Below are 21,779 nucleotides of genomic sequence, written 5' to 3' on the forward strand. Positions count from 1 at the left end.
GCTCCGGCGGCGGCGCGCCGCCCCCGTCGCGCAACGACGATCCGTTCCCGGACGACGACATCCCGTTCTGATCCTTTTTTCGCGCATCCCCCCCACCGGCCCCGGCCGGGCGTTTTCGTGCAGGAGTCCTTGAGTGCAAACCTGGTTCGTGACCGGCGGTGCCGGTTTCATCGGTGGTAACTTCGTGCTCGACGCGGTCGCGTCGGGCGTTCGCGTCATCAACCTCGACGTGCTGACCTACGCCGGCAACCTCGACACCCTGTCGTCGCTGGACGGCAACCCGAACCACGTGTTCGTGCAGGGCGACATCGGCGACCGCGAACTGGTGGCCAAGCTCCTGGCCGAGCACCGCCCGCAGGCCGTGATCAACTTCGCGGCCGAGAGCCACGTCGACCGCTCGATCGACGGCCCGGCGGCCTTCGTGCAGACCAACGTGGTCGGCACCCTGGCCCTGCTCGAGGCCTCGCGCGATTACTGGAAGTCGCTCGAAGGCGCGGCGAAGGACGGCTTCCGCTTCCTTCACGTCTCCACCGACGAGGTCTACGGCTCGCTGGGCGACGAGGGCAAGTTCACCGAAACCACGCCGTACGCGCCCAATTCGCCCTATTCGGCGTCCAAGGCCGCGTCCGACCACCTGGTGCGGGCCTTCCACCACACCTACGGGCTGCCGGTGCTGACCACCAACTGCTCGAACAACTACGGCCCGTTCCAGTTCCCCGAGAAGCTCATCCCGCTGATCATCCAGAAGGCCCTGGCCGGCGCCCCGCTGCCGGTCTACGGTGACGGCCGCAACGTCCGCGACTGGCTGTTCGTGAAGGACCACTGCAGCGCCATCCGCCGCGTGCTCGAGGCCGGGCGCGTGGGCGAGACCTACAACGTCGGCGGCGACGCCGAGCGCGAGAACATCCACGTGGTGCGCACCCTGTGCGCGCTGCTCGACGCGCGCCGCCCGCGCGCCGACGGCCAGCCGCGCGAGTCGCAGATCACCTACGTCAAGGACCGCCCCGGCCACGACCGCCGCTACGCCATCGACGCCAGCAAGATCCAGGGCGAGCTCGGCTGGGCGCCCACGGTCAGCTTCGAGGAAGGCATGGCCGCCACGGTCGAGTGGTACCTGGCCAACGAGGCCTGGGTGAACCGCGTGCTCGACGGCAGCTACCGCCTCGAACGCATCGGCACGGAGGCCTGACATGGCGCGCAAGGGAATCATCCTCGCCGGCGGCTCCGGCACCCGGCTGTATCCGATCACGCAGTCGGTCAGCAAGCAGCTGCTGCCGGTGTACGACAAGCCGATGATCTACTACCCGCTCAGCGTGCTGATGCTGGCGGGCATCCGCGAAGTGCTGGTGATCAATACCCCGCACGAGCAGGAGCTGTTCAAGCGCCTGCTGGGCGACGGTTCGCAGTGGGGCATGAAGATCGAATACGCCGTGCAGCCGAGCCCGGACGGCCTGGCCCAGGCCTTCCTGATCGGCCGTGAGTTCCTGGCCGGCCAGCCCAGCTGCCTGGTGCTGGGCGACAACATCTTCCACGGCACCGGCCTGACCGAGCTGCTGCAGCGCGCCGACGCGCGCGAGCACGGCGCCACGGTGTTCGGCTATTACGTGCGCGACCCGGAGCGCTACGGCGTGGCCGAGTTCGACGCCACCGGCAAGGTGGTGGGCCTGGAAGAAAAGCCGGCCAAGCCGAAGTCGAACTACGCCGTCACTGGCCTGTACTTCTACGACGGCCGCGCGCCGGAGTTCGCGGCGGCGCTCAAGCCCTCGCCGCGCGGCGAGCTCGAGATCACCGATCTCAACCGCTGCTACCTCGAGGAAGGCGCGCTGCAGCTCGAGCAGCTCGGCCGCGGCTACGCCTGGCTCGACACCGGCACCCACCAGTCGCTGCTGGAGGCATCGAACTTCATCGAGACCATCGAGGCACGCCAGGGCCTGCGCGTTTGCTGCCCGGAGGAGATCGCCTGGGGCAACGGCTGGATCGACGACGCCCAGCTGCAGGCCCTGGCCAAGCCGCTGGCCAAGAACGGCTACGGTGAGTACCTGCTGTCGCTGGTGCAGCGCGGGGTCGTAAAGTGAAAGTGACCGAGACCGCCCTGCCGGGCTGCCTCATGTTCGAGCCGAAGGTGTTCGGCGACGACCGCGGCTTCTTCTTCGAAAGCTGGAACCGCGCCGCCTTCGCCGAGCACGGGCTTTCGCCCGTGTTCGTGCAGGGCAACGTGTCCTCCTCGGTGCGCGGCGTGCTGCGCGGGCTGCACTACCAGTGGCCCAACCCGCAGGCCAAGTACGTCAGCGTGCTCGAGGGCGAGGTATACGACGTCGCCGTCGACATCCGCCGCGGCTCGCCCACCTTCGGCCGCTCGGTCGGGGTGGTGCTGTCGGCCGAGAACAAGCGCCAGTTCTGGATCCCCGAGGGCTTCGCCCACGGCTTCGTGGTGCTGTCCGAACGCGCCACCTTCCATTACCTCGTCACCGCGCCCTACGACCGCGCCGCCGACGCCAACCTGCGCTGGAACGACGCCACCTTCGGCATCGACTGGCCGGTGTCCGAGCCGCTGCTCTCGCCCAAGGACGCGGTCGCGCCCTTCCTCGCCGACGTCGCCGAGGATCGCCTGCCGGTCTACGCCGGATGAGGATCCTGCTGCTGGGCGCCAACGGGCAGGTCGGCGATGCCCTGCGCGGGCCGCTGGCCGCCCGCGGCGAACTCATCGCCACCACCCGCAGCGGCCAGCTGCCGGACGGCTCGGCCTGCCTCGCCGCCGATTTCTCCGAACCCGCCAGCCTGGCTGGGCTGGTCAATGCGGTTCGCCCCGACTGGGTGGTGAATGCCGCCGCCTACACCGCGGTCGACCGCGCCGAGGACGAGCCGGAGCTCGCCCACCGCATCAATGCCGAGGCCCCGGGCGTGCTGGCCCGCGCCTGCGCCGCCGCGGGCGTTCCTTTCGTGCACCTGTCCACTGACTACGTGTTCGACGGCAGCGCCCGCCGGCCGCTGGTCGAGACCGATCCGGCCGCCCCGCTGGGCGCCTACGGCCTCAGCAAGTGGCAGGGCGAGCAGGCCGTTCGCGACAGCGGCGCCACGCACCGCATCTTTCGCCTGAGCTGGGTGTACGCCGCGCGCGGCAGCAACTTCCTGCTGACGATGCTGCGCCTGGCGCGCGAACGCGGCCACCTGCGCGTGGTCGCCGACCAGGTCGGCGCGCCCACCGCGGCCCACCGCATCGCCGCGGCGCTGGCCGGCACGCTGGACGTCGCGCCGGCCGCCAGCGGCACCTGGCACCTCGCCGCCGAGGGCGAGTGCAGCTGGCATGAGTTCGCGGCGGCCATCTTCGAAGGTGCAGTGGCCCGCGGCCTGCTGGCCGCGGCGCCGACCCTGGAAGCCATCACCAGCGACCAGTACCCGACCAAGGCGAAGCGCCCGGCCTACTCACGGCTTGATTCCAGCGCCTTCGCGCGTGACTTCGGCACCGGCCTGGGCGACTGGCGCGACGGCCTGTCCGACGTCCTCGACGAACTGGCCCGCTAACCCGGTAAACCGGTAGGAGGGCCTTCAGGCCCGAAGCTCTTCGCCGAAAAGCTTCGGGCCTGAAGGCCCTCCTACATTCATCCTTGGGATCAGTCCGGGCGCATCAGCTTCTTGAGCAGCGGCGTCAGCGCGAACATCAGCACGCCGCCGGCCAGGCCAATCCACATCATGTCGGTGAACACGCTGGAGTAGACGCCCAGCGCGCGCGGGATGTCGAAGCTGCCGTCGGCATTGGGCGCGATCGAGGCCCAGGTGCCCATGCGTCCGGCGATGATTTCGCCGAAGGCCGAGAACAGGAACCAGGCGCCCATCATCAGGCCCACCGCGCGCTTGATCGACAGCGAGGTCACCGCGGCCAGGCCGATCGGCGACAGCACCATCTCGCCCACCACCAGCACGGCGTAGGCGAGGACCAGCCACCACACGCTGACCAGCCCGTCGCTGCCCGGGTTCGCCGCCGACCAGGCCAGCACGCCGAAGGCCAGGCCGCAGAACACCAGGCCCCAGGCGAACTTGGCCGGGTAGCTCGGGTTCATGCCCATCTTGTCGAGCTTGGGCCACAGCCACGCGAACGGCAGCGAGAACAGGATCACGAACAGGGCGCCGAAGGCCGTGGTCTGGCCGGCGGTCCAGGTGATGCCGAAGGTATCGCGGTCCATCGCGCGGTCCGCCATCGCCACCCACGGGCCGTAGCTCTGCTCGTAGAGGCCCCAGAACAGCGCGCTGACCACGATCAGCACCATCAGCACGATCATCCGGCCCTTCTCGACCCGGGTCAGGTCGGTGAGCATCAGCCGGATGAACCAGGCGAACAGCGCCGCGCCCATGAGCACGGCGACCACTTCGGTCAGGGTCGGCTCGTGGCCGCCCAGCATCGCGGTCAGCGGCGCGAAGCTCACGCGGGTCTGCAGCACCTGCCACACCACCACCGCCAGCACGAGGCCGCCCAGGTAGATCATCCACTCGCGCGAGATGCCGGCGAACACCGGCGCGCGCAGCGCCACCGGGTCGGACGGCTCGGCCTGGCCCAGCAGGTGTTTCTGGCCGAGCACGAACTGCACCAGGCCCAGCGCCATCATCACGCCGGCCAGGCCGAAGCCCCAGCCCCAGCCAATTGTTTCGCCGATATAGCCCACCACGATCGAGGCCAGGAAGGCGCCGACGTTGATGCCCATGTAGAAGATGGTGAAGCCGGAATCGCGGCGCGGGTCGTTGTCGGCATACAGGCGGCCGACGATGGTGGAGATGTTGGGCTTGAGGAAGCCGACGCCCACGCCGATCAGGGCCAGCGAGGCGTACATCACCTGCAGCGCGAACTCGTCGCGCACGCCCTGGCCCTGGATGCCGGTGGCCGCGTCACCCGTGTAGGCCATGCCCAGCTGGCCCAGCACCAGCAGCAGGCCGCCGAAGATCACCGCCTTGCGCATGCCCAGGTAGCGGTCGGCCAGCAGGCCGCCCAGCAGCGGCAGCGCGTACGCCAGGCCGGCGTAGGTGCCCAGCAGCAGGTAGCCGTCGGCGTCGGCGAACAGGTGGTACTTGGTGAGGTACAGCAGCAGCAGCGTCTTCATGCCGTAGAAGGCGAAGCGCTCCCACATCTCGGTCATGAAGCAGACGAACAGCCCCTTGGGGTGGCCGAGCAGTTCGCCCGACTGGGCGGATAGGGCAGCGTTGTGGGTCACAGGGTGGCTCCGTGGCAGGACGGCCGAGTATAGCCATCCCTGTACCAAGGTCGCCTTTGCGTCCCCCGCCCCGGCTGCCTACCATGGGGGCCTCGCCACCGGAGGCCGATTCGATGACCCTGCGTCCCGCCCTGATCGCCCTGCTGCTGCCGGCCCTGCTGCCCGCCGCCAGCCAGGCCGCCCGTCCCTTCGACGCCCGCGACATGGTCACGCTGGACCGCGTGTCCTCGCCGACGCTGTCGCCCGACGGCCGCAAGCTGGTGGTGGCGGTGCGCGAGGTCGATTTCGAGGCCAACAAGGCCAGCACCGGCCTGTGGATCGAGGACCTGCTGGCCCGCGACGCGGCGCCGCCGGTGCGCTTCACCGCCGAGGGCTTCAGCGTGAACAGCCCGGCGTTCTCGCCCGATGGCGCGCACGTCTATTTCCTCAGCGCCAAGTCGGGTTCGCAGCAGCTCTGGAAGCAGGGCGTGGCCGGCGGCGACGCCGTGCAGGTCACCGACTTCCCGCTCGACGTCGGCAGCTACAAGCTCGCGCCCGACGGCCAGTCGGTGGCGGTGAGCTTCGAAGTGTTCCCCGACTGCGCCGACCTCGCCTGCACCAAGGTGCGGCTGGACGAAAAGGCCGCGGCCAAGACCACCGGCGTGCTCTACGACAAGCTGTTCGTGCGCCACTGGGACACCTGGATGGACGGCCGCCTGAACCAGCTGTTCGTCGCCCGCTTCGGCGCCGACGGCAAGGCCTCGGGCGAGCCGGTGCGCGTGTCGGCCGGCGTGCCCGGCGACATCCCGTCCAAGCCCTTCGGCGACGCCAGCGAGTACGCCTGGGCGCCGGACGGCCAGTCGATCGTCTACAGCGTGCGCGCCGCCGACCGCGGCGAGGCCTGGTCCACCAACTTCGACCTGCACCGCGTCTGGGTGCGCGCCCGCCGCGCGCCGCAGAACCTGACCGCGTCCAACCCGGCCATGGACACCGGCCCGGTGTTCAGCGCCGACGGCAAGACGCTGTACTACCGCGCGATGAAGCGCCCGGGCTTCGAGGCCGACCGCCTCGCGCTGATGGCGATGGACCTGGCCAGCGGCAAGACCCGCGAGATCGCGCCGGACTGGGACCGCTCGGCAAGCAGCATCACGCTCTCGGCCGATGGCAAGTCCATCTACACCACCACGCAGGACCTCGGCACGTATCCGCTTTACCGCGTCGAGATCGCGACCGGCGCCGCGACCAAGGTGGTTGCCGGCGGCACGCTGGCGGGCTTCGACCTGGTCGGCGACACGCTGGCCTACGTGGTCAGCGACCTCGACACGCCGGGCCAGGCCTTCGTCGCCCGCGCCGACGGCAGCGCCGCGCGCCAGGTCACCCGCGCCAACGAGGAAGCGCTCAAGGACCTGGCGTTCGGCGAATTCGAGCAGTTCAGCTTCAAGGGCTGGAACGACGAGACGGTTTACGGCTACGTCGTGAAGCCGGTGGGCTACGAGGAGGGCAAGCAGTACCCGGTGGCCTTCCTGATCCACGGCGGCCCGCAGGGCAGCTTCGGCGACAACTTCCATTACCGCTGGAACGCGCAGACCTACGCCGGCCAGGGCTTCGCGGTGGTGATGATCGACTTCCACGGTTCCACCGGCTACGGCCAGGCCTTCACCGACTCGATCTCGCAGGACTGGGGCGGCAAGCCGCTGGAAGACCTGCAGAAGGGCTGGGCCTTCGCGCAGCAGAAGTATTCCTTCCTCGACGGCGACCGCGCCTGCGCGCTGGGCGGCAGCTACGGTGGCTACATGGTGGCCTGGATCGCCGGCAACTGGCCGGATGCGTTCAAGTGCCTGGTCAACCATGCCGGCGTGGTGGATACCCGCATCATGGGCTTCAACACCGAGGAGCTGTGGTTCACCGAGTGGGAGAACGGCGGCACGCCGGTGCAGGTCCCGCAGAACTACGAGCAGTTCAACCCGATCAACCACGTCTCGAAGTGGAAGTCGCCGATGCTGGTGATCCACGGCCAGAAGGACTACCGCGTGCTGGTGGAGCAGGGCCTGGCCGCGTTCGGCGCGGCGCAGCGCAACGGCGTCGAAAGCCAGCTGCTGTATTTCCCGGACGAGAACCACTGGATCCTGAAGCCGCACAACAGCGTGCAGTGGCATGACGCGGTGAACGACTGGCTCAAGCGCTGGACGAAGGAGTAAGCCCCCCGTGAGCGCCCAGGTCGTCGACCTAGACAGACTGCGCAAGAGCTGCGCGCAGTGTTCGCTGCACGTGCTGTGCCTGCCGGCCGGCATCGGCGGCAGCGACCTGCAGCAGCTCGACGACATCGTGCGCAACAAGCGCCCGCTGGAGCAGGGCGAAACCCTGTTCCGCGCGGGCCAGAACCTGGGCTCGCTGTTCGTGGCGCGCGAGGGCGCGTTCAAGACCCTCGCCACCAACCAGGACGGCGACGTGCAGGTGATCGGCTTCCACCTGCCCGGCGAGCTGATGGGCCTGGACGCGCTGGGCAGCGGCCACCACGCCTGCGAGGCGCAGGCGCTGACCCGCGCCACCGTGTGCGAGATCCCGCTCACCCAGCTCGAGCACGTGTGCTCGAAGGTGCCGGGCCTGCAGCACCAGCTGCTGCGCATCATCGGCCAGGGCATCAACCGCGACCAGACGCACATGGAAATGCTCGGCCGGCGGCAGGCGCCGGAGCGGCTGGCGCTGTTCCTGCACGGGCTGTCGGAACGCTACAAGCTGCTCGGCCGCCCCGGCGACCAGTTCATGCTGCCCATGAGCCGCGAGGACATCGCCAGCTACCTCGGCATGGTGATCGAAACCGTCAGCCGCACGCTGACCAGGATGCAGGACGACGGCATCATCTCCGTCCGCGGCCGCCAGCTGCAGATCCTGGACATGGCCCGCCTCGACGCCATGGTCCACGGCCCCGCCAAACCCGCCTCCCGCGCCCACCCCTGACCCTCGGGCCCTGTGGGAGGGACTTCAGTCCCGATGCTTTTTTGACGCGGATTTACGCGGATAAGCGCGGATAAAGCAAAGGCTGGAGTGGTTCCCGGCGAGAAAAAAGGGGTCAGAGTAATTATTTGTTTGAAACAAATAATTGCTCTGACCCCTTTGTTCTCCTTGGTTCTTTGTTGCGACCTTTGCGTGACCCGCCGCACTCGCCCCGGCTCACTCTTGGCTTCCTCGCTCTATCCGCATTTCATCCGCGTAAATCCGCGTCAAAAAAAGTCAGACCGAGCGACAGCCGAGGGCGACGAGGATGTCGTGGACGGCGGGTTGGGTGGCGAGCCAGGGGCCGGCCATCGTGATGATGCCGGCGAAGGCGATCACCGCGGCGCCGCCGACGCGCCAGCCGCGGCGCTGCAGCAGGCCGCCCAGGCGCGCGCCGCTCCAGGTGATCGGCAGCATCGTGGCCAGGGTGCCGGTGCCGAAGGCGAGCATCAGCAGGGCGCCGTGCAGGGCGCTGGCCTCGAGCCAGGCGGCGGCCAGCAGGGTGGTCGAGAGGCCGCAGGGCAGCCAGCCCCAGAACAGGCCCAGCACCCACGGGCGCAGCGGACCGGCCGCGGGCACCACGCGCGCCTGCAGCGGCCGCAGCTTCTGCCAGAACCACTGGCCGCCGCGCGCAACGAATCCGAGGCGCGCGGGCCACAGCAGCCGCGCGGCCGCCACCAGCAGCACCACGCCCATCGCGACGCGCAGTGACGTGGCCAGTCCGTCCGAGCGCGCCAGCGTGAGCAAGCCACCCCCGAACCCGCCGACGATCGCGCCCGCCAGCGCGTAGCCCAGCAGCCGGCCGCCGTTGAGCGCGAACGCCGGCCCGAATCCCGGCTTCGGCAGCGACGCGGCCAGCCCGGTCGCGATGCCGCCGCACATGGCCGCGCAGTGCAGCCCGCCGAGCAGGCCGGTGAGCAGGGCCGCCAGCAGGACGGTGAGATCGACCGGCATCAGTCGTCCTGGCGCGGTGGCGGCGCGACGTGCGGCGCGACGTGCGGCGCGTTGTGCATCGTGTTGGGCGCCGTGTTGGGCGGCGCGTTCGGCCGCGTGTCGCGCGCAGGGTCGCGCCCGGGCGCCGGCGCGGGGCGCTCGTCGTCGCCGAGGATGTCGAGCGAGGGCGTGTCGAGGTCGTCGAACTGCCCGCGCCGCACCGCCCACAGGAAGGCGCCGATGGCGACCAGCAGCAGCACCAGCGAGATCGGCACCAGGGCGAGCAGGATGTTCATGGCGCGGAGTCCTCGAAACGGCCCAGGCGCAGCGCGTTGGCGGTCACGACCAGCGAGGAGGCCGCCATCCCCAGCGCGGCCAGCCCCGGCGTCACCCAACCCAGCGCGGCGAAGGGCAGGGCCACCAGATTGTAGGCCAGCGCCCAACCGAGGTTCTGCCGGATCACGCGCTGCGTCCGCCGGGCCAGCGCCACGGCCTGCGGCACGCGCACCAGCGAGGAGCCGGTGAGCACCAGGTCGGCCGCGCGGTGCGCCAGCGGGGCACCGTCGGCCATGGCCAGCGAGACGTCGGCACCGGCGAGCACGGGGGCGTCGTTGATGCCGTCGCCGAGCATCAGCACGCGATGGCCGTCGGCCTGCAGCGCGCGCACCGCGGCCAGCTTCTGCTCCGGCGACTGGCGCGCGGCGTGGGCCTCCACGCCCAGCGACCCGGCCACGCGGGCGACCGCGGCGTGGCCGTCGCCGCTGAGGATGCGCGGCGCGAGCCCCTGCATTCGCAAGGCCGCGATCGCCGCCGCGGCATCGGCGCGCGGCGGATCTTCCAGCGTGAAGCGCGCGAAGGCGCGGGCGCCGTCGCCCAGCCAGAGCGCGCCGTCGTCGGCCCGCGCCGCGGCGAAGTCGGCGCGCCCCAGCCGATACGGGCGCTCCTCGACGAATCCGGCGATGCCTTGGCCCGGATGCGCGCGCAGCGCGCTGGCCGCGGGCGCGTCGGCGCGTAGGAAGGCGGCGGCGATCGGATGCCCGGCGTCCCGCTCCAGCGCGGCCGCGATCCGCAGCCACGGCGCCGCGTCGCCGCCGTCCATCGCCTCCGCGCTGGCCAGCACCGGCCGGCCGGTGGTCAGCGTGCCGGTCTTGTCCATCACCACGGTATCGGCGCGCGCCAGCGACTCCAGCGCATCGGCGCCGAGCGCCAGCACGCCCATCCTCGCCAGCGTGCCGTGCGCGGTGGCCAGCGCCGCCGGCACCGCCAGCGACAGCGCGCAGGGGCAGCTGACCACCAGCACCGCCAGCGCCACTTCGAACGCGCGCTCGGGCTCGAACTGCCACCACGCAAAGAACACCAGCGCCGCCACCACGAACAGCGCCGACACGAACCGCGTCGCCACCGCATCGGCCAATCGCGCCGCGCGTGGCCGCTGCGCCTGCGCCTGCTCGACGGCGCGCGTGAGCTGCGACAGCCGCGTGTCGGACCCCGTGCGCTGCACCGCCATCGCCGCGGCTTGCTCGCGGCAGACGCTGCCGGCGTAGAGCGCGTCGCCAGGCTGGCGCGCCACCGGCACCGATTCGCCGGTGAGCAGGGATTCGTCGAACGACGCCGCCGCCTCGAGCAGTTCGCCATCGGCCGGCACCGCCTCGCCGACGCCCACCAGCACGACGTCGCCGGCCTTCAGCGCGGCCACCGGCACCTGCTCGCGGCCCGCGGGAGTGCGCCGCCAGGCCAGCGCCGGCTGCGCCCGCGCCAGCGTGTCGAGCCGCGCGCTGGCCTGCCGCCGCGCCATCAGCTCGAGGAAGCGCGCGGCCAGCAGGAACAGCACGAACATCACCGCCGCGTCGTACCAGACGTGGCGCCCGCCGCGCAGGGTTTCGAACAGGCTGGCGAAGTAGGCCAGCAGCACCGAACTGGCCACCAGCGTGTCCATGCCGGGACGCCGGTGCCGCAGCTCGACCGCCATGCCGGCCAGGAAGGGCCAGCCCGAGAAGAACACCACGGGCGTCGACACCAGGAAGGTGATCCAGCGGAAGAAATCGCGCGTGGCCGGCGCCATCTGGTTGGCGGTGTCGAGGTAGAGCGCCTCGGCGAACATCATCGCCTGGGTCGCGCCCAGCACCGCCACGCCCAGGCGCGCGATCAGCCGGTTGCGCTCGCGGCGGCGCTCGCGTTCGGCGGCCTCGCCCTGCGCGAGGTGCGGGCGGTAGCCGAGCGCGGCCAATCGCGACAGCAGCCGCGATAGCGGCGCCCGCGCCGGATCCCAGCGCAGTCGCACGCGGCCGGTGATGGCGTTCGCGCCGACCTCCAGCACGCCGGCCTCGCGCACCAGCGCGCGGTCGATCAGCCAGGCGCAGGCGGCGCAGCGCATGCCTTCGACCACCACCGTGACCTGGTCGCCTTCGGCCGTGCGCACCACGTGGCCGGCCTGCACGTCGGCGCGGTCCCAGCTGGCGAAGTCGGGCGCGGCTTCGTCCACGCGAGCGCCGTCCTCGCGCCGCAGGCGGTAGTAGTCGTCGAGGCCGGCATCGGCGATCCACTGCGCGGCGGCGCCGCAGCCGTGGCAGCAGACCGCGCGGGACTCGCCGGCGACGGTGACCCGGGGCGGGTCGGGGGGCAGGGGCTCGCCGCAGTGGAAGCAGGCGGGGCCGGGCGGGCGGTTCATTCGGCGCGGACCGCGGGCTCCAGGCGAAGCGCGGTGTCACCGGGGCGATAGCGGCCCACCAAACGCCAGCTGCCGTCGGCGGCGACCAGGCGCAGGTGCCAGGCCTCCTGGCCCGCCATTACGTCCGGCGCATGCCAGCCGCGCGGATGCGGCGACAGCACCAGCTCGCGGTCCAGGCTGGTTTCGATCGGATGCACCAGCTGCAGCCGTGGCGCGACCGGGCCCGACGAGGGCAGCACGCGCACCAGCACGCCGTCGCCGTCGAACGCGAGCTCGGCCGACAGGCCCAGGCGCGCCGCCGCTTCGTCCGGTTCCAGCGAGGTGACCTGCACCTGCGCGGTGCGCCGCACCTTGTCGGGGTGGGTGTCCACGCCGCTCTCGCTGGCCGCCAGCCACAGCGTCCAGAAACCGGCGACGACGGTGGCGACGGGAATCGCGATCATCAGCCAGGCCACCGGGTTGCGGTGCCACTGGCGGGTGGGCGTGTCGGTCATGGGATCGGGCCGAAGAAGCGGGTTTCCTCGACAGCCTGCACGCCCTCGGCGTCGCTGTCGACCACGAAGCGCAGGTCGGCGCGGCCCTTCACGCTGCCGGCCGGCGCGCGCAGCGTCACCGGCACCGTCAGCACTTCCTCGGGGGCGGCGGCGTGGGTGGCGCCGGCCTCCACCAGCACGATCTCCGGCGCGCCTTCGATGCGCACGCTGAACACATGCGGGCGGTCTTCCTTGTTGACGATGCGCAGCAGGTAGGCGTTCTCGATGCTGCCGTCGGCGGCGACGCGGTAGAGCGCGTTGCGGTCGCGGATCACGTCCACCAGCAGCGGCGTGCGGGTGGCGATGCCGACCCCGAAGCCCACCAGCAGCAGGAGCAGCAGGGTGCCGTAGACGAAGATGCGCGGCCGCAGGATGCGCGAGGGCTTGCCGTCGAGCGCGTTCTGGGTGGTGTTGCGGATCAGGCCGCGCGGGTAGCCCATCTTGTCCATCACCGAATCGCAGGCGTCCACGCAGGCGCCGCAGGCGATGCACTCGTACTGCAGGCCATTGCGGATGTCGATGCCGGTCGGGCAGACCTGCACGCAGATGGTGCAGTCGATGCAGTCGCCCAGGTCCTCGGGCGAACCGACCACGGGCGGTGGCGGCAGGCCGTCCTGCGCATCCACCACCAGGCCGGTGGTGGCACGCGCGCCGGCGTTGAGGTCGGCGGCGCTGCGGTGCTGGGCCGCGTGCACCACCGCGCTGGTGGCCACGTCCATCGGCAGCAGGCCGCGGGCGCGCTGCAGCACGCTGGCCAGGGCGTTCTTCTTGCGGGCGCCGCGCGGCTCGCCGCGCATCGGGTCGTAGGCGATGATCAGGGTGTTGCGGTCGAACATCGCGCTCTGGAAGCGCGCGTACGGGCACATGTACTTGCACACCTGCTCGCGCAGCACGCCGGCGTTGCCCCAGGTGGCCAGCGAGTAGAACAGCACCCAGAACAGCTCCCAGCCGCCCCATTCATAGGGCGCCAGGCGCGCGGCCAGGTCGCGGATCGGCGTGAAATAGCCGACGAAGGTGAAGCCGGTCCACAGCGCGAACACCAGCCACAGCACGTGCTTGCTGCCCTTGCGCAGCAGCTTGTCGCGGCTCCAGGGCGCGGCGTCGAGCTTCATCCGCTTGTTGCGGTCGCCCTCGGTCCAGCGCTCCATCCAGATGAAGACTTCGGTCCACACCGTCTGCGGGCAGGCGTAGCCGCACCACAGCCGGCCGGCCAGCGCGGTGAAGAAGAACAGCGTGAGCCCGGCCATGATCAGCAGCAGGGCCAGGTAGAAGAAATCCTGCGGCCAGAAGCTCAGGCCAAAGACGTAGAACTTGCGCGCCGGCAGGTCGAACAGCACCGCCTGGCGGTCGTCCCACTGCAGCCAGGCGAAGCCGTAGTACATGCCCAGCAGCCAGATGACGGCCGCCTTGCGCAGGGTCTGGAAGAAGCCGCCCTGTTCGCGCGGGTAGACCTTGCGCTCGGAGACGTAGAGGCCGACCTCATCCACCAGTTCAACCGGAATCTTGCCTGCCATCCCTCAGTCCTTCGGCAGCGGGCGGTTGAAGCGGCTCGCCGGCCTGAGCAGGATCCAGGTGAACAGGCTCGAGCTGGCCGTGCACGCCCAGAAGGTGAAGAAGCCGATCGTGTAGCCCACGCCGCGGCTGATCTCGAGCCCGGGGAAGGTCAGGTCGCGCAGCTGCAGCGGGTCGACGAAGGCGAAGAACACCATCGTCGCCACGCCCGCCGCGAAGAAGCTCGGCCACAGGATCGCCCCGAGCCGCTGCGCGAGCGGCCGGGGCGGATGGTCGAAGCCGCGCTCGGCCTCGACCCTCATGGGGCTCCCGCCGGTGCGCCGGCCTCGGCCTTGTCGCCGTGCGACAGCGACCAGACGTAGGCGGCGGCGAGGCGCGTGCGGGTCTCGCCGATGATCGGAAGATGCGCCGGCATCATGCCGTTGCGGCCCAGGGTGACGGCCTCGCGGATGCTGTTGAAGTCGCTGCCGTAGAGCCAGGCGTCGTCGGTGAGGTTGGGCGCGCCCAGCGCGGGATTGCCCTTGCCCTCGATGCCGTGGCACGCGGCGCAGACGCCGCCGAACTTCGCCTTGCCCGCCGCCACCAGCGCCGGGTCGGCCTTGATGCCCGAGAGGCTCTGCACGTAGGCCGCGACCTCGGTCACGCCGACGTCGCCGCCGATGGCCGGCGCCAGGGCCGGCATCGCCGCCTGGCGACCGTTGAGGATGGTGGTCAGGATGTCATCCGGCGAACCGCCCCACTGCCAGTCGGCGTCGGTGAGGTTGGGGAAGCCCTTGGCGCCGCGCGCGTCCGAACCGTGGCACATCGCGCAGTGGTTCGCGTACAGGCTGGCGCCGAACGCCACCGCCGCCGGGTCCTTCGCGATCTGGTCGATGGCCATGCCGTCGAAGCGGCTGAAGGCTTCGGCCAGCTTCTTGTCGGCCTCGGCCTTGTCGGCGTCGTGCTCGCCCGCCGAGCTCCAGCCCGAGGTGCCGGCGAAGTTGCCCATGCCCGGGTACCAGATGAGGTAACCGACCGAATAGATGATGGTCAGGTAGAACAGGTTGATCCACCACTTGGGCAGCGGCTTGTTGTATTCGGTGAGGTCACCGTCCCACACGTGGCCGGTGGTTTCGGCGTCCTTGTTGCCGTCGGACTTGCGCCTGCGCGCCGTCCACCACAGCAGCCAGGTGGTGGCCACGAGGTTCAGGACCACCAGGAAGATGACGTAGAGGGACCAGCCGGTCGTCATGGGGTGTTCTCGCTCTGGTCTTCATCAAGGGGAATGCGGGAGGCTTCGTCGAACTCGGGCTTGCGCTTGGCGCTGTACACGTAGGCGGCGCCGCCGACGAAGGCGAGCAGCGCGAGCACGGTGAGGATTCCGGAAAGCATGTCGGTCACCCCTTCGGCGCGTGCTTGCCCAGGCCCTGGAGGTAGGCGATGAGCGCGTCGAGTTCGGACTTGCCGGCGACCGCGGCGGCGGCGCCGTCGATCTCCTCGTCGGTGTACGGATCGCCGATGCGCTGCAGCGCGCGCATGTTGCGCGCCACCGCGCCCGGGTCCACCGGGGTTTCGGCCAGCCACGGGTAGGCGGGCATGTTCGACACCGGCACCACGTCGCGCGGGTTGATCAGGTGCACGCGGTGCCAGTCGTCGGAATAGCGGCCGCCGATGCGGGCCAGGTCCGGGCCGGTGCGCTTGCTGCCCCACTGGAACGGGCGGTCGTACACCGACTCGCCGGCCAGCGAATAGTGGCCGTATCGCTCGGTCTCGTGGCGCAGGGTGCGCACCATCTGCGAGTGGCAGTTGTAGCAGCCCTCGCGCACGTAGATGTCGCGGCCGGCCAGCTCCAGCGGCGGGTAGGGCTTGATGCCCGGCAGCGGCTTGACGGTCTCCGCCTGGTACATCAGCGGGACGATCTCGGCCAGGCCGCCGAAGGAGATGACGACGGCGATCAGGATCGCCATCCAGCCGATGTTGGTCTCGAGTTTCTCGTGGCTCATGTCGGGTCCTCAGGCGTGGCTGGGTTCGGGGGTGGCGGGCAGCACGGGCGCGGCCACCAGGCCCTTGGCCTGCTGGAAGGTGCGCCACATGTTCACCGTCATCATCACCATGCCGGCCACCACCAGCACGCCGCCCAGGAAGCGGATCATGTAGTAGGGGTAGTTGAACTTGACGATCTCGACGAAGGCGTAGGTCAGCGTGCCGTCGGCGTTGGAGGCGCGCGCCATCAGGCCCTGGCCGATGCCGGCGATCCACATCGAGGCCGCGTACAGCACGACGCCGATCGTGTGGACCCAGAAGTGCAGGTCGATGAGCTTGAGCGAGGCCATTTCCTTCAGGCCCAGGCAGCGCGGGATTACCATGTAGATCGAGCCGATCGAGATCATGGCTACCCAGCCCAGCGCGCCGGAGTGCACGTGGCCGATGGTCCAGTCGGTGTAGTGGCTGAGCGCGTTGACGGTCTTGATCGACATCATCGGGCCCTCGAACGTGCTCATCATGTAGAACGAGATGGCGACGATCAGGAACTTGATGATCGGGTCGGTGCGCAGCTTGTGCCAGGCGCCGGAGAGCGTCATGACGCCGTTGATCGCGCCGCCCCAGCTGGGCGCCAGCAGGATCAGCGAGAACACCATGCCCACGCTCTGCACCCAGTCGGGCAGGGCGGTGTAGTGCAGGTGGTGCGGGCCGGCCCACATGTAGATGGCGATCAGGGCCCAGAAGTGCACGATCGAGAGGCGGTAGCTGTAGATCGGGCGGCCGGCGCGGCGCGGCACGAAGTAATACATCATCCCGAGGAAGCCGGCGGTCAGGAAGAAGCCGACCGCGTTGTGGCCGTACCACCACTGCACCATCGCATCCACGGCGCCCGAGTAGACCGGGTAGCTGTGCATCAGGCCGGCGGGGATGGCCAGCGAGTTGACGATGTGCAGCAGCGCCACCGCGATGATGAACGAGCCGTAGAACCAGTTGGCGACGAAGATGTGCCGGACCCGGCGCTTGACGATGGTGCCGAAGAACACCACGCCGTAGGCGACCCAGACCAGGGTGATCAGCACGTCGATCGGCCAGGCCAGCTCGGCGTACTCCTTGCCCTGCGTGTAGCCCAGCGGCAGCGAAATGGCGGCGGCCAGGATCACCGCCTGCCAGCCCCAGAACGTGAACGCCGCCAGCTTGTCGCTGAACAGGCGCACGTGGCAGGTGCGCTGGACCACGTACAGGCTGGTGGACATCAGGGCGCAGCCGCCGAAGGCGAAGATCACGGCATTGGTGTGCAGCGGCCGCAGCCGGCCGAAGCTCAGCCAGGCGGTGTCGAAGTTCAGCGAGGGCCAGTAGAGCTGGGCGGCGATCAGCACGCCGACCGTCATGCCCACCAGGCCCCAGACGACCGTCATCACTGCAAATTGCATGACGACCTTGTCGTTATAGGTTTCCACCTTGTTGTCCAGCGTCATCGGATCATCCCCGGTTTCGTTGCGTGATTATCCCCAGCACGGCCAGACCCCGGCTTGACCGAGGTCAATTCACGCGGAATGCCGCGTGCCCGCCGGTGCGGCCTCAGCCGCCGGGCGGGCCCGCCAGCGCGGCCTTCACCGCGGCCAGGAAGGCCGGGTCGGGCACGGAGCCCAGCGTTTCGGTGCGCGCCAGCACGCGGCCTTCGGCATCGAGCAGTACCAACGCGCTGGAGTGGTTGAACTCGCCGTCGGCCAGGGCGCGGTAGCGGATGCCCAGCAGGGCGGCGATGCGGCGCACGCCGGCGGCCTCGGTGCGGGCCAGGGTCCAGCGGGCGGGGTCGAGCTTGCGCTTGCCGGCCACGGAGGCCAGGGCCGCGGTGTCGTCGCGGGCCGGGTCGAGGCTGACCAGCAGGATGCCCAGGCGGGCGCGTTCCTCCGGCGTGAGCCCGTGCTCGACGCCCTTGGCGCTGTCCACGATCAGCGGGCAGATGTAGCGGCAGGACGTGTAGAACATCGCCACCAGCTGCGGCTTGCCGCGGCGGTCGGAGAGCGTGAAGGCCTTGCCGGCCTGGTCGCTGAAGGTGTCTTCGAGCAGGTAGATCGAATCGTCGGGCAGGGCGGCCGGTGCCGCCGCGGCCAGGCCGGGCAGCAGCAGGCAGGCCAGCGCGAGGACGCGCAGCAGGGGGGTCATGGCTTGCCTCCGGGCAGGTCGCGGGCGCAGCGGAAGCCCAAATTCTTGGTGGTGTCGTCGCCTTCCAGTGCGGACAGCATGGCCACCCGCATCAGCACGGCGTAGTTCTCGCGGTCGTCCATGCTCAGCGCGCCGGCGCCGCAGAAGCGCATCTCGTCCGGGTCGCCCTGTTCGCGGTTGTCGGCCGAGACCAGCATGGCCGAGTGGTCCTCGACCCATTCCCAGACCAGGCCGTGCAGGTCCTGCACGCCGTGCACGTCGGGCGCGGACTGGCCCACCGCGGGCAGCGGCCGGCCCGAGGGCACGGAGTACCAGGCCAGGATGCGTTCGCGCCAGGCCGGGTCGCTGCGGGCGTCGGCGCGGGTTTCGTCGGCGGCCGCGGCGTATTCCCACTCCGACCAGGTCGGCAGGCGGGCGTCGATGCTTTCGCAATAGGCCTGGGCCGCGAACCAGCTGACCATCACCACCGGCTGGTCCGGCAGGGCGTTGGCGCCCAGCGTGGTCGGGCCCGCCCAGTGCTCGAGGTAGCGCGACTCGGCGAACACCACCGGCGCCTTGCCGCGCTGCCAGCGCGGGTGCTTGCGCACGAAGGCCAGGTAATCGGCATTGGTGACCGGCCGCTGCTGCAGCGCGAAGCCCGGCAGCGTGACCTTGCCGCCGGTGTCCTCGTAGCGCAGCACCGAGGCGAACTCGCCGCCCGGCAGCGTGCGCCAGGGGGTGTCGGCGCCGGCCGCGACGGCACCGGCGCAGGCGCCGATGCCGAGCAGGGCCGCCGCCAGCAGGCCGGGGCGCATGTCAGTGCGCCGCGCCTTCGCCGCGTTCGGTGCTGGCGCGCACCTTGGCCACGTCCTCCTTGCTCACGCGGCCACCCGGGTTGCCCCAGCTGTTGAGCGTGTAGGTGAGGATGTTGGCGACCTCGTCGTCGGTCAGCTGGCTCATCGGCGGCATCACCGAGTTGTAGTCCTGGCCGTTGACCTTGATCGGGCCGGACAGGCCGTTGAGCACGATGCCGGCCAGCTCTTCATGCGAGCGGGTCATCCAGTCGGAGCCGGCCAGCGGCGGGAACACGCCCGCCAGGCCCTTGCCGTCCGGCTGGTGGCAGGTCGAGCAGGTGCCGGCGAACAGCGCCTGGCCCGCTGCGACCTGGTCCTCGAGCGTGAGGGTGCCGGCGGCGTTGGCGGCCGCCGCGGCCGCCACCGGCGCCATGCTGCCGGCCTTGTCGCCGAGGTAGACCTCGTCGACTTCCTTGCCCGAGTAGATCTCCGGGTTCTCGGCGCCGTCCACCTTCAGGATCGCCAGCGCGCCCTTGTTGAAGGCGCGGAACAGCGAGTGGTCGACCAGCACGTAGCTGCCCGGCACTTCCAGGTGGAAGTCGGCGATCGCGGCGCCACCGGCCGGGATCAGCGTGGTCTGGACGTTCTCCTGGTACTTCGTGCCGCCCTCGAACCAGACCTTGTCGAAGATCTCGCCGATCACGTGGAAGCTCGAGATGAGGTTCGGGCCGCCGTTGCCGACGTACATGCGCACGCTCTCGCCGACGTTGGCCTTGAGGGCGTTGTCGCCGGTGAGCGCGTTCTCGGCGCCGTTGAACAGCACGTAGGTGGCGTTCTCGTCGATCGCCTTCTGCATGTCGAACGGCGCGTAGCCCTTCTCGCGGTACTTGGTGGTGGTGTAGAAGTCGCCCTGCATCACGTAGAACTCCTTGTCCACCGGCGGCAGGCCTTCGGGCGGCTCGACCAGGATCAGGCCGTACATGCCGTTGGCCACGTGCATGCCCACCGGCGCGGTGGCGCAGTGGTAGACGTAGAGGCCGGCGTTGAGCGCCTTGAAGGTGAACTGCGAGCTGTGGCCCGGTGCCGTGAACGTGGACGCGGCGCCGCCGCCCGGCCCGGTCACGCCGTGCAGGTCGATGTTGTGCGGCATCTTCGAATCGGGGTGGTTGTTGAGGTGGAACTCCACCGTGTCGCCCTGGCGCACGCGGATGAAGCTGCCGGGCACGGTGCCGCCGAAGGTCCAGAAGGTGTAGGTGACGCCTTCGGAGATCTCCATGTCGACTTCGCGCACTTCCAGGTTCACCACCACCTTGGCCGGGTAGTCGCGGCCGGTGGCCGGCGGCACCAGCGGCGGGCTGGTCAGCACGGCTTCGATGGGTTCGCCCTGCGGCGGGCCGAAATCGCCCTTGCGCGAGCCGCCGGTGTCGCCGGCATCGGCGCTGGCGGTGGCCTTGCCGCGGGAATCGAGGTCGGCGTTGGGGTTGTCGCGGCAGCCCGGAAGCACGAGCAGTGCGGCGATCGAGAGGGCGAGCAGGTGGCGTTTCATCGTGCGTCTCCGGACAAGTGTCGAGTGATTCAACTGGGAGGCAGTGTCGGCAAACCTGGGCCCGCGCACGTTGATTCAAGTCAAGCCGCGCGGATGCGGCACAGTCTGCACCCCTGTCAAGGGAATGTGAACCCCGAATTTTCGTCACCGGCCTACACGCCACTTGACCTGCCTCAGGGCCGCACGGTCGCGCCCTTGCCACGATGGCGGCGACCCGACCCGGGCCAATCACGGACCGTGCCATGAACCTGAAACATTGCATCCATCTCTCGCTCGGCCTGCTTGCACTGCAGGCCGCCGCGCCCGCGGCCGCGGAGGCCGACGGCTGGACCGCGAACCTTCGCTACCGCCACGAGGCCGTCGAGGACGACGCGTTCGCGCGCGACGCCTCCGCGGACACGCTGCGCCTGCGCCTGGGCTGGAGCCGTGCGCTGGCGAGCGGCTTCAGCGCCGGCTTCGAGGGCGAGGGCGTCGCGGCGCTGGGCGACCGCTTCAACTCCGGCGCCAACGGCGAGACCGCGTATCCCGCGGTGCCCGATGCCCGCGCGCTGGAGATCAACCAGGCCTGGCTGCGCTGGCGCGGCGAGCGCGCCGGCGGCACGCTGGGCCGGCAGCGCCTCGCCTTCGACAACCATCGCTTCGTCGGCAACGTCGGCTGGCGCCAGAACGAGCAGACCTTCGACGGCCTGTCCGCCGACGCCACGCTGCGCGAGGGCCTGGTGCTGCGCTACGCCTGGCTCGACCGCGTGCACCGCGTCTTCGGCGACGAGGCGCGCGACCCGCTCGCGCGCGAGCGCCACCTCGACAGCCACCTGCTCAACCTGGCCTGGCAGGGCGCGGACGGCAGCGTGGTGGGCTACGGCTACTGGCACGAGGACCAGGACGTGGCCGCGGCCTCCACCCGCACGCTGGGCCTGCGCTGGACCGGCCAGCGCGCGGTCGGCAAGGCTGGCCTCGGCTGGACGCTGGAGGCCGCCAACCAACGGGACCATGCCGGCAACCCGAACGCCACCAACGTCGACTACTTCCTGGTCGAGCCCTCGCTCGCGGCGCGCGGGCTGACCTGGAAACTCGGCTGGGAACAGCTGGGCGGCGATGGCCGCACGGCCTTCCAGACCCCGCTGGCCACGCTGCATGCGTTCAACGGCTGGGCAGACAAGTTCCTGGTGACGCCGGCCAACGGCCTCGACGATCGCTACGCCAGCGTGTCCGGCAAGTTCGGCTCGGGGCGGCTGGACGACAAACTGGCCTGGACGGTCGCGTGGCATGACTTCCAGTCCGACCGCGGCGGCTTCGACTACGGCCGCGAATGGAACGCCTCGCTGGCCTTCCCGCTGCCCGCCGGCTTCAGCGGCCTGGTGAAACTCGCCGACTACCGCAGCGACGGCTACGCCCGCGACACCCGCAAGCTCTGGCTCCAGGTCGAACGCACCTGGCCCTGAACCGGGAGCGAGTGTTATTAACGCGGATCAAAGCGGATGCGCGCGGATAAAAGCGGATCAAGAAAACAGA

General features: G+C 70.3%; 21 protein-coding genes. 7 read left to right on the top strand and 14 right to left on the bottom strand.

The window, feature by feature from the left end; translation table 11 throughout:
- Nucleotides 1-133: 133 nt before the first annotated feature.
- Genes rfbB through rfbD form a run of 4 tightly spaced genes read left to right on the top strand, consistent with a single transcriptional unit; the run spans nucleotide 134 to nucleotide 3,522 of the window.
- Nucleotides 134-1,189 (top strand): dTDP-glucose 4,6-dehydratase, encoded by a 1,056-nt coding sequence (gene rfbB, locus N787_RS01390; RefSeq protein WP_034210235.1) that lies wholly within the window; start codon nucleotides 134-136, stop codon nucleotides 1,187-1,189.
- A gap of 1 nt (nucleotide 1,190) precedes the next feature.
- Complete coding sequence (gene rfbA / locus N787_RS01395; protein WP_034210237.1) at nucleotides 1,191-2,075, top strand: glucose-1-phosphate thymidylyltransferase RfbA; 885 nt, start codon at nucleotides 1,191-1,193, stop codon at nucleotides 2,073-2,075.
- The gene (rfbC, locus tag N787_RS01400) at nucleotides 2,072-2,629 is read left to right on the top strand and encodes a dTDP-4-dehydrorhamnose 3,5-epimerase (RefSeq protein WP_034210239.1); all 558 of its coding nucleotides are present in this window, start codon (nucleotides 2,072-2,074) and stop codon (nucleotides 2,627-2,629) included. Before rfbA ends, rfbC begins: the two co-directional genes overlap by 4 nt.
- Nucleotides 2,626-3,522 carry a dTDP-4-dehydrorhamnose reductase gene (rfbD, locus tag N787_RS01405; RefSeq protein WP_034210240.1) on the top strand — a complete coding sequence of 299 codons (897 nt, stop codon included), beginning with the start codon at nucleotides 2,626-2,628 and terminating at the stop codon, nucleotides 3,520-3,522. Before rfbC ends, rfbD begins: the two co-directional genes overlap by 4 nt.
- Nucleotides 3,523-3,611: 89 nt before the next feature.
- On the opposite strand, the gene N787_RS01410 is transcribed toward rfbD, so the two are convergent.
- Nucleotides 3,612-5,201, bottom strand: a complete 1,590-nt coding sequence (locus tag N787_RS01410; RefSeq protein WP_034210242.1) for a peptide MFS transporter — start codon at nucleotides 5,199-5,201, stop codon at nucleotides 3,612-3,614.
- Nucleotides 5,202-5,314: 113 nt separating this feature from the next.
- On the opposite strand from N787_RS01410, the gene N787_RS01415 reads away from it, so the two are divergent.
- Both N787_RS01415 and N787_RS01420 read left to right on the top strand, forming a co-directional pair.
- Nucleotides 5,315-7,378, top strand: a complete 2,064-nt coding sequence (locus tag N787_RS01415; protein ID WP_034210243.1) for a S9 family peptidase — start codon at nucleotides 5,315-5,317, stop codon at nucleotides 7,376-7,378.
- A gap of 7 nt (nucleotides 7,379-7,385) precedes the next feature.
- Nucleotides 7,386-8,138, top strand: a complete 753-nt coding sequence (locus N787_RS01420) for a helix-turn-helix domain-containing protein (protein ID WP_034210244.1) — start codon at nucleotides 7,386-7,388, stop codon at nucleotides 8,136-8,138.
- 273 nt (nucleotides 8,139-8,411) lie between these two features.
- Here N787_RS01420 and N787_RS01425 read toward each other — a convergent pair whose 3' ends face one another.
- The 13 genes from N787_RS01425 to nirK form a co-directional block, all read right to left on the bottom strand.
- A complete protein-coding gene (locus tag N787_RS01425; RefSeq protein ID WP_034210245.1) occupies nucleotides 8,412-9,128 on the bottom strand; it encodes a sulfite exporter TauE/SafE family protein in 717 nt (238 codons plus the stop codon).
- Nucleotides 9,128-9,403: a cbb3-type cytochrome oxidase assembly protein CcoS gene (ccoS, locus tag N787_RS15445; RefSeq protein WP_084590562.1), complete on the bottom strand. Its 276-nt coding sequence runs from the start codon at nucleotides 9,401-9,403 to the stop codon at nucleotides 9,128-9,130. Before ccoS ends, N787_RS01425 begins: the two co-directional genes overlap by 1 nt.
- Nucleotides 9,400-11,775, bottom strand: a complete 2,376-nt coding sequence (locus N787_RS01435; RefSeq protein WP_034210246.1) for a heavy metal translocating P-type ATPase — start codon at nucleotides 11,773-11,775, stop codon at nucleotides 9,400-9,402. Before N787_RS01435 ends, ccoS begins: the two co-directional genes overlap by 4 nt.
- A complete protein-coding gene (locus tag N787_RS01440; protein ID WP_034210247.1) occupies nucleotides 11,772-12,269 on the bottom strand; it encodes a FixH family protein in 498 nt (165 codons plus the stop codon). Before N787_RS01440 ends, N787_RS01435 begins: the two co-directional genes overlap by 4 nt.
- Entirely contained in the window at nucleotides 12,266-13,822 is a 1,557-nt protein-coding gene (locus N787_RS01445; RefSeq protein WP_034210249.1) for a 4Fe-4S dicluster domain-containing protein, read from the bottom strand. The genes N787_RS01440 and N787_RS01445 overlap by 4 nt, the downstream gene beginning before the upstream one ends.
- A gap of 3 nt (nucleotides 13,823-13,825) precedes the next feature.
- Nucleotides 13,826-14,122 carry a hypothetical protein gene (locus tag N787_RS01450; protein WP_034210251.1) on the bottom strand — a complete coding sequence of 99 codons (297 nt, stop codon included), beginning with the start codon at nucleotides 14,120-14,122 and terminating at the stop codon, nucleotides 13,826-13,828.
- Complete coding sequence (gene ccoP / locus N787_RS01455; RefSeq protein ID WP_034210253.1) at nucleotides 14,119-15,051, bottom strand: cytochrome-c oxidase, cbb3-type subunit III; 933 nt, start codon at nucleotides 15,049-15,051, stop codon at nucleotides 14,119-14,121. The genes N787_RS01450 and ccoP overlap by 4 nt, the downstream gene beginning before the upstream one ends.
- On the bottom strand, nucleotides 15,048-15,191 hold the full coding sequence (locus N787_RS14575) for a cbb3-type cytochrome oxidase subunit 3 (RefSeq protein ID WP_156968861.1): 144 nt from the start codon (nucleotides 15,189-15,191) through the stop codon (nucleotides 15,048-15,050). Before N787_RS14575 ends, ccoP begins: the two co-directional genes overlap by 4 nt.
- Before the next feature lie 5 nt (nucleotides 15,192-15,196).
- Nucleotides 15,197-15,802 carry a cytochrome-c oxidase, cbb3-type subunit II gene (gene ccoO, locus N787_RS01460; protein ID WP_034210255.1) on the bottom strand — a complete coding sequence of 202 codons (606 nt, stop codon included), beginning with the start codon at nucleotides 15,800-15,802 and terminating at the stop codon, nucleotides 15,197-15,199.
- A 9-nt stretch (nucleotides 15,803-15,811) separates the two neighbouring features.
- Nucleotides 15,812-17,257: a cytochrome-c oxidase, cbb3-type subunit I gene (gene ccoN, locus N787_RS01465; RefSeq protein ID WP_034210257.1), complete on the bottom strand. Its 1,446-nt coding sequence runs from the start codon at nucleotides 17,255-17,257 to the stop codon at nucleotides 15,812-15,814.
- A 103-nt stretch (nucleotides 17,258-17,360) separates the two neighbouring features.
- Nucleotides 17,361-17,948, bottom strand: coding sequence for an SCO family protein (locus tag N787_RS01470; RefSeq protein WP_156968862.1), 588 nt, complete (start codon nucleotides 17,946-17,948; stop codon nucleotides 17,361-17,363).
- Complete coding sequence (locus N787_RS01475) at nucleotides 17,945-18,742, bottom strand: formylglycine-generating enzyme family protein (protein WP_034210259.1); 798 nt, start codon at nucleotides 18,740-18,742, stop codon at nucleotides 17,945-17,947. Before N787_RS01475 ends, N787_RS01470 begins: the two co-directional genes overlap by 4 nt.
- A gap of 1 nt (nucleotide 18,743) precedes the next feature.
- A complete protein-coding gene (gene nirK / locus N787_RS01480; protein ID WP_034210261.1) occupies nucleotides 18,744-20,267 on the bottom strand; it encodes a copper-containing nitrite reductase in 1,524 nt (507 codons plus the stop codon).
- A 242-nt stretch (nucleotides 20,268-20,509) separates the two neighbouring features.
- Here nirK and N787_RS01485 point away from each other — a divergent pair, with 242 nt between their 5' ends.
- On the top strand, nucleotides 20,510-21,709 hold the full coding sequence (locus tag N787_RS01485; RefSeq protein ID WP_034210263.1) for an alginate export family protein: 1,200 nt from the start codon (nucleotides 20,510-20,512) through the stop codon (nucleotides 21,707-21,709).
- Nucleotides 21,710-21,779 lie beyond the last annotated feature (70 nt).

Origin of the sequence: Arenimonas metalli CF5-1, from assembly GCF_000747155.1 — a bacterium.
Classification (GTDB): domain Bacteria; phylum Pseudomonadota; class Gammaproteobacteria; order Xanthomonadales; family Xanthomonadaceae; genus Arenimonas; species Arenimonas metalli.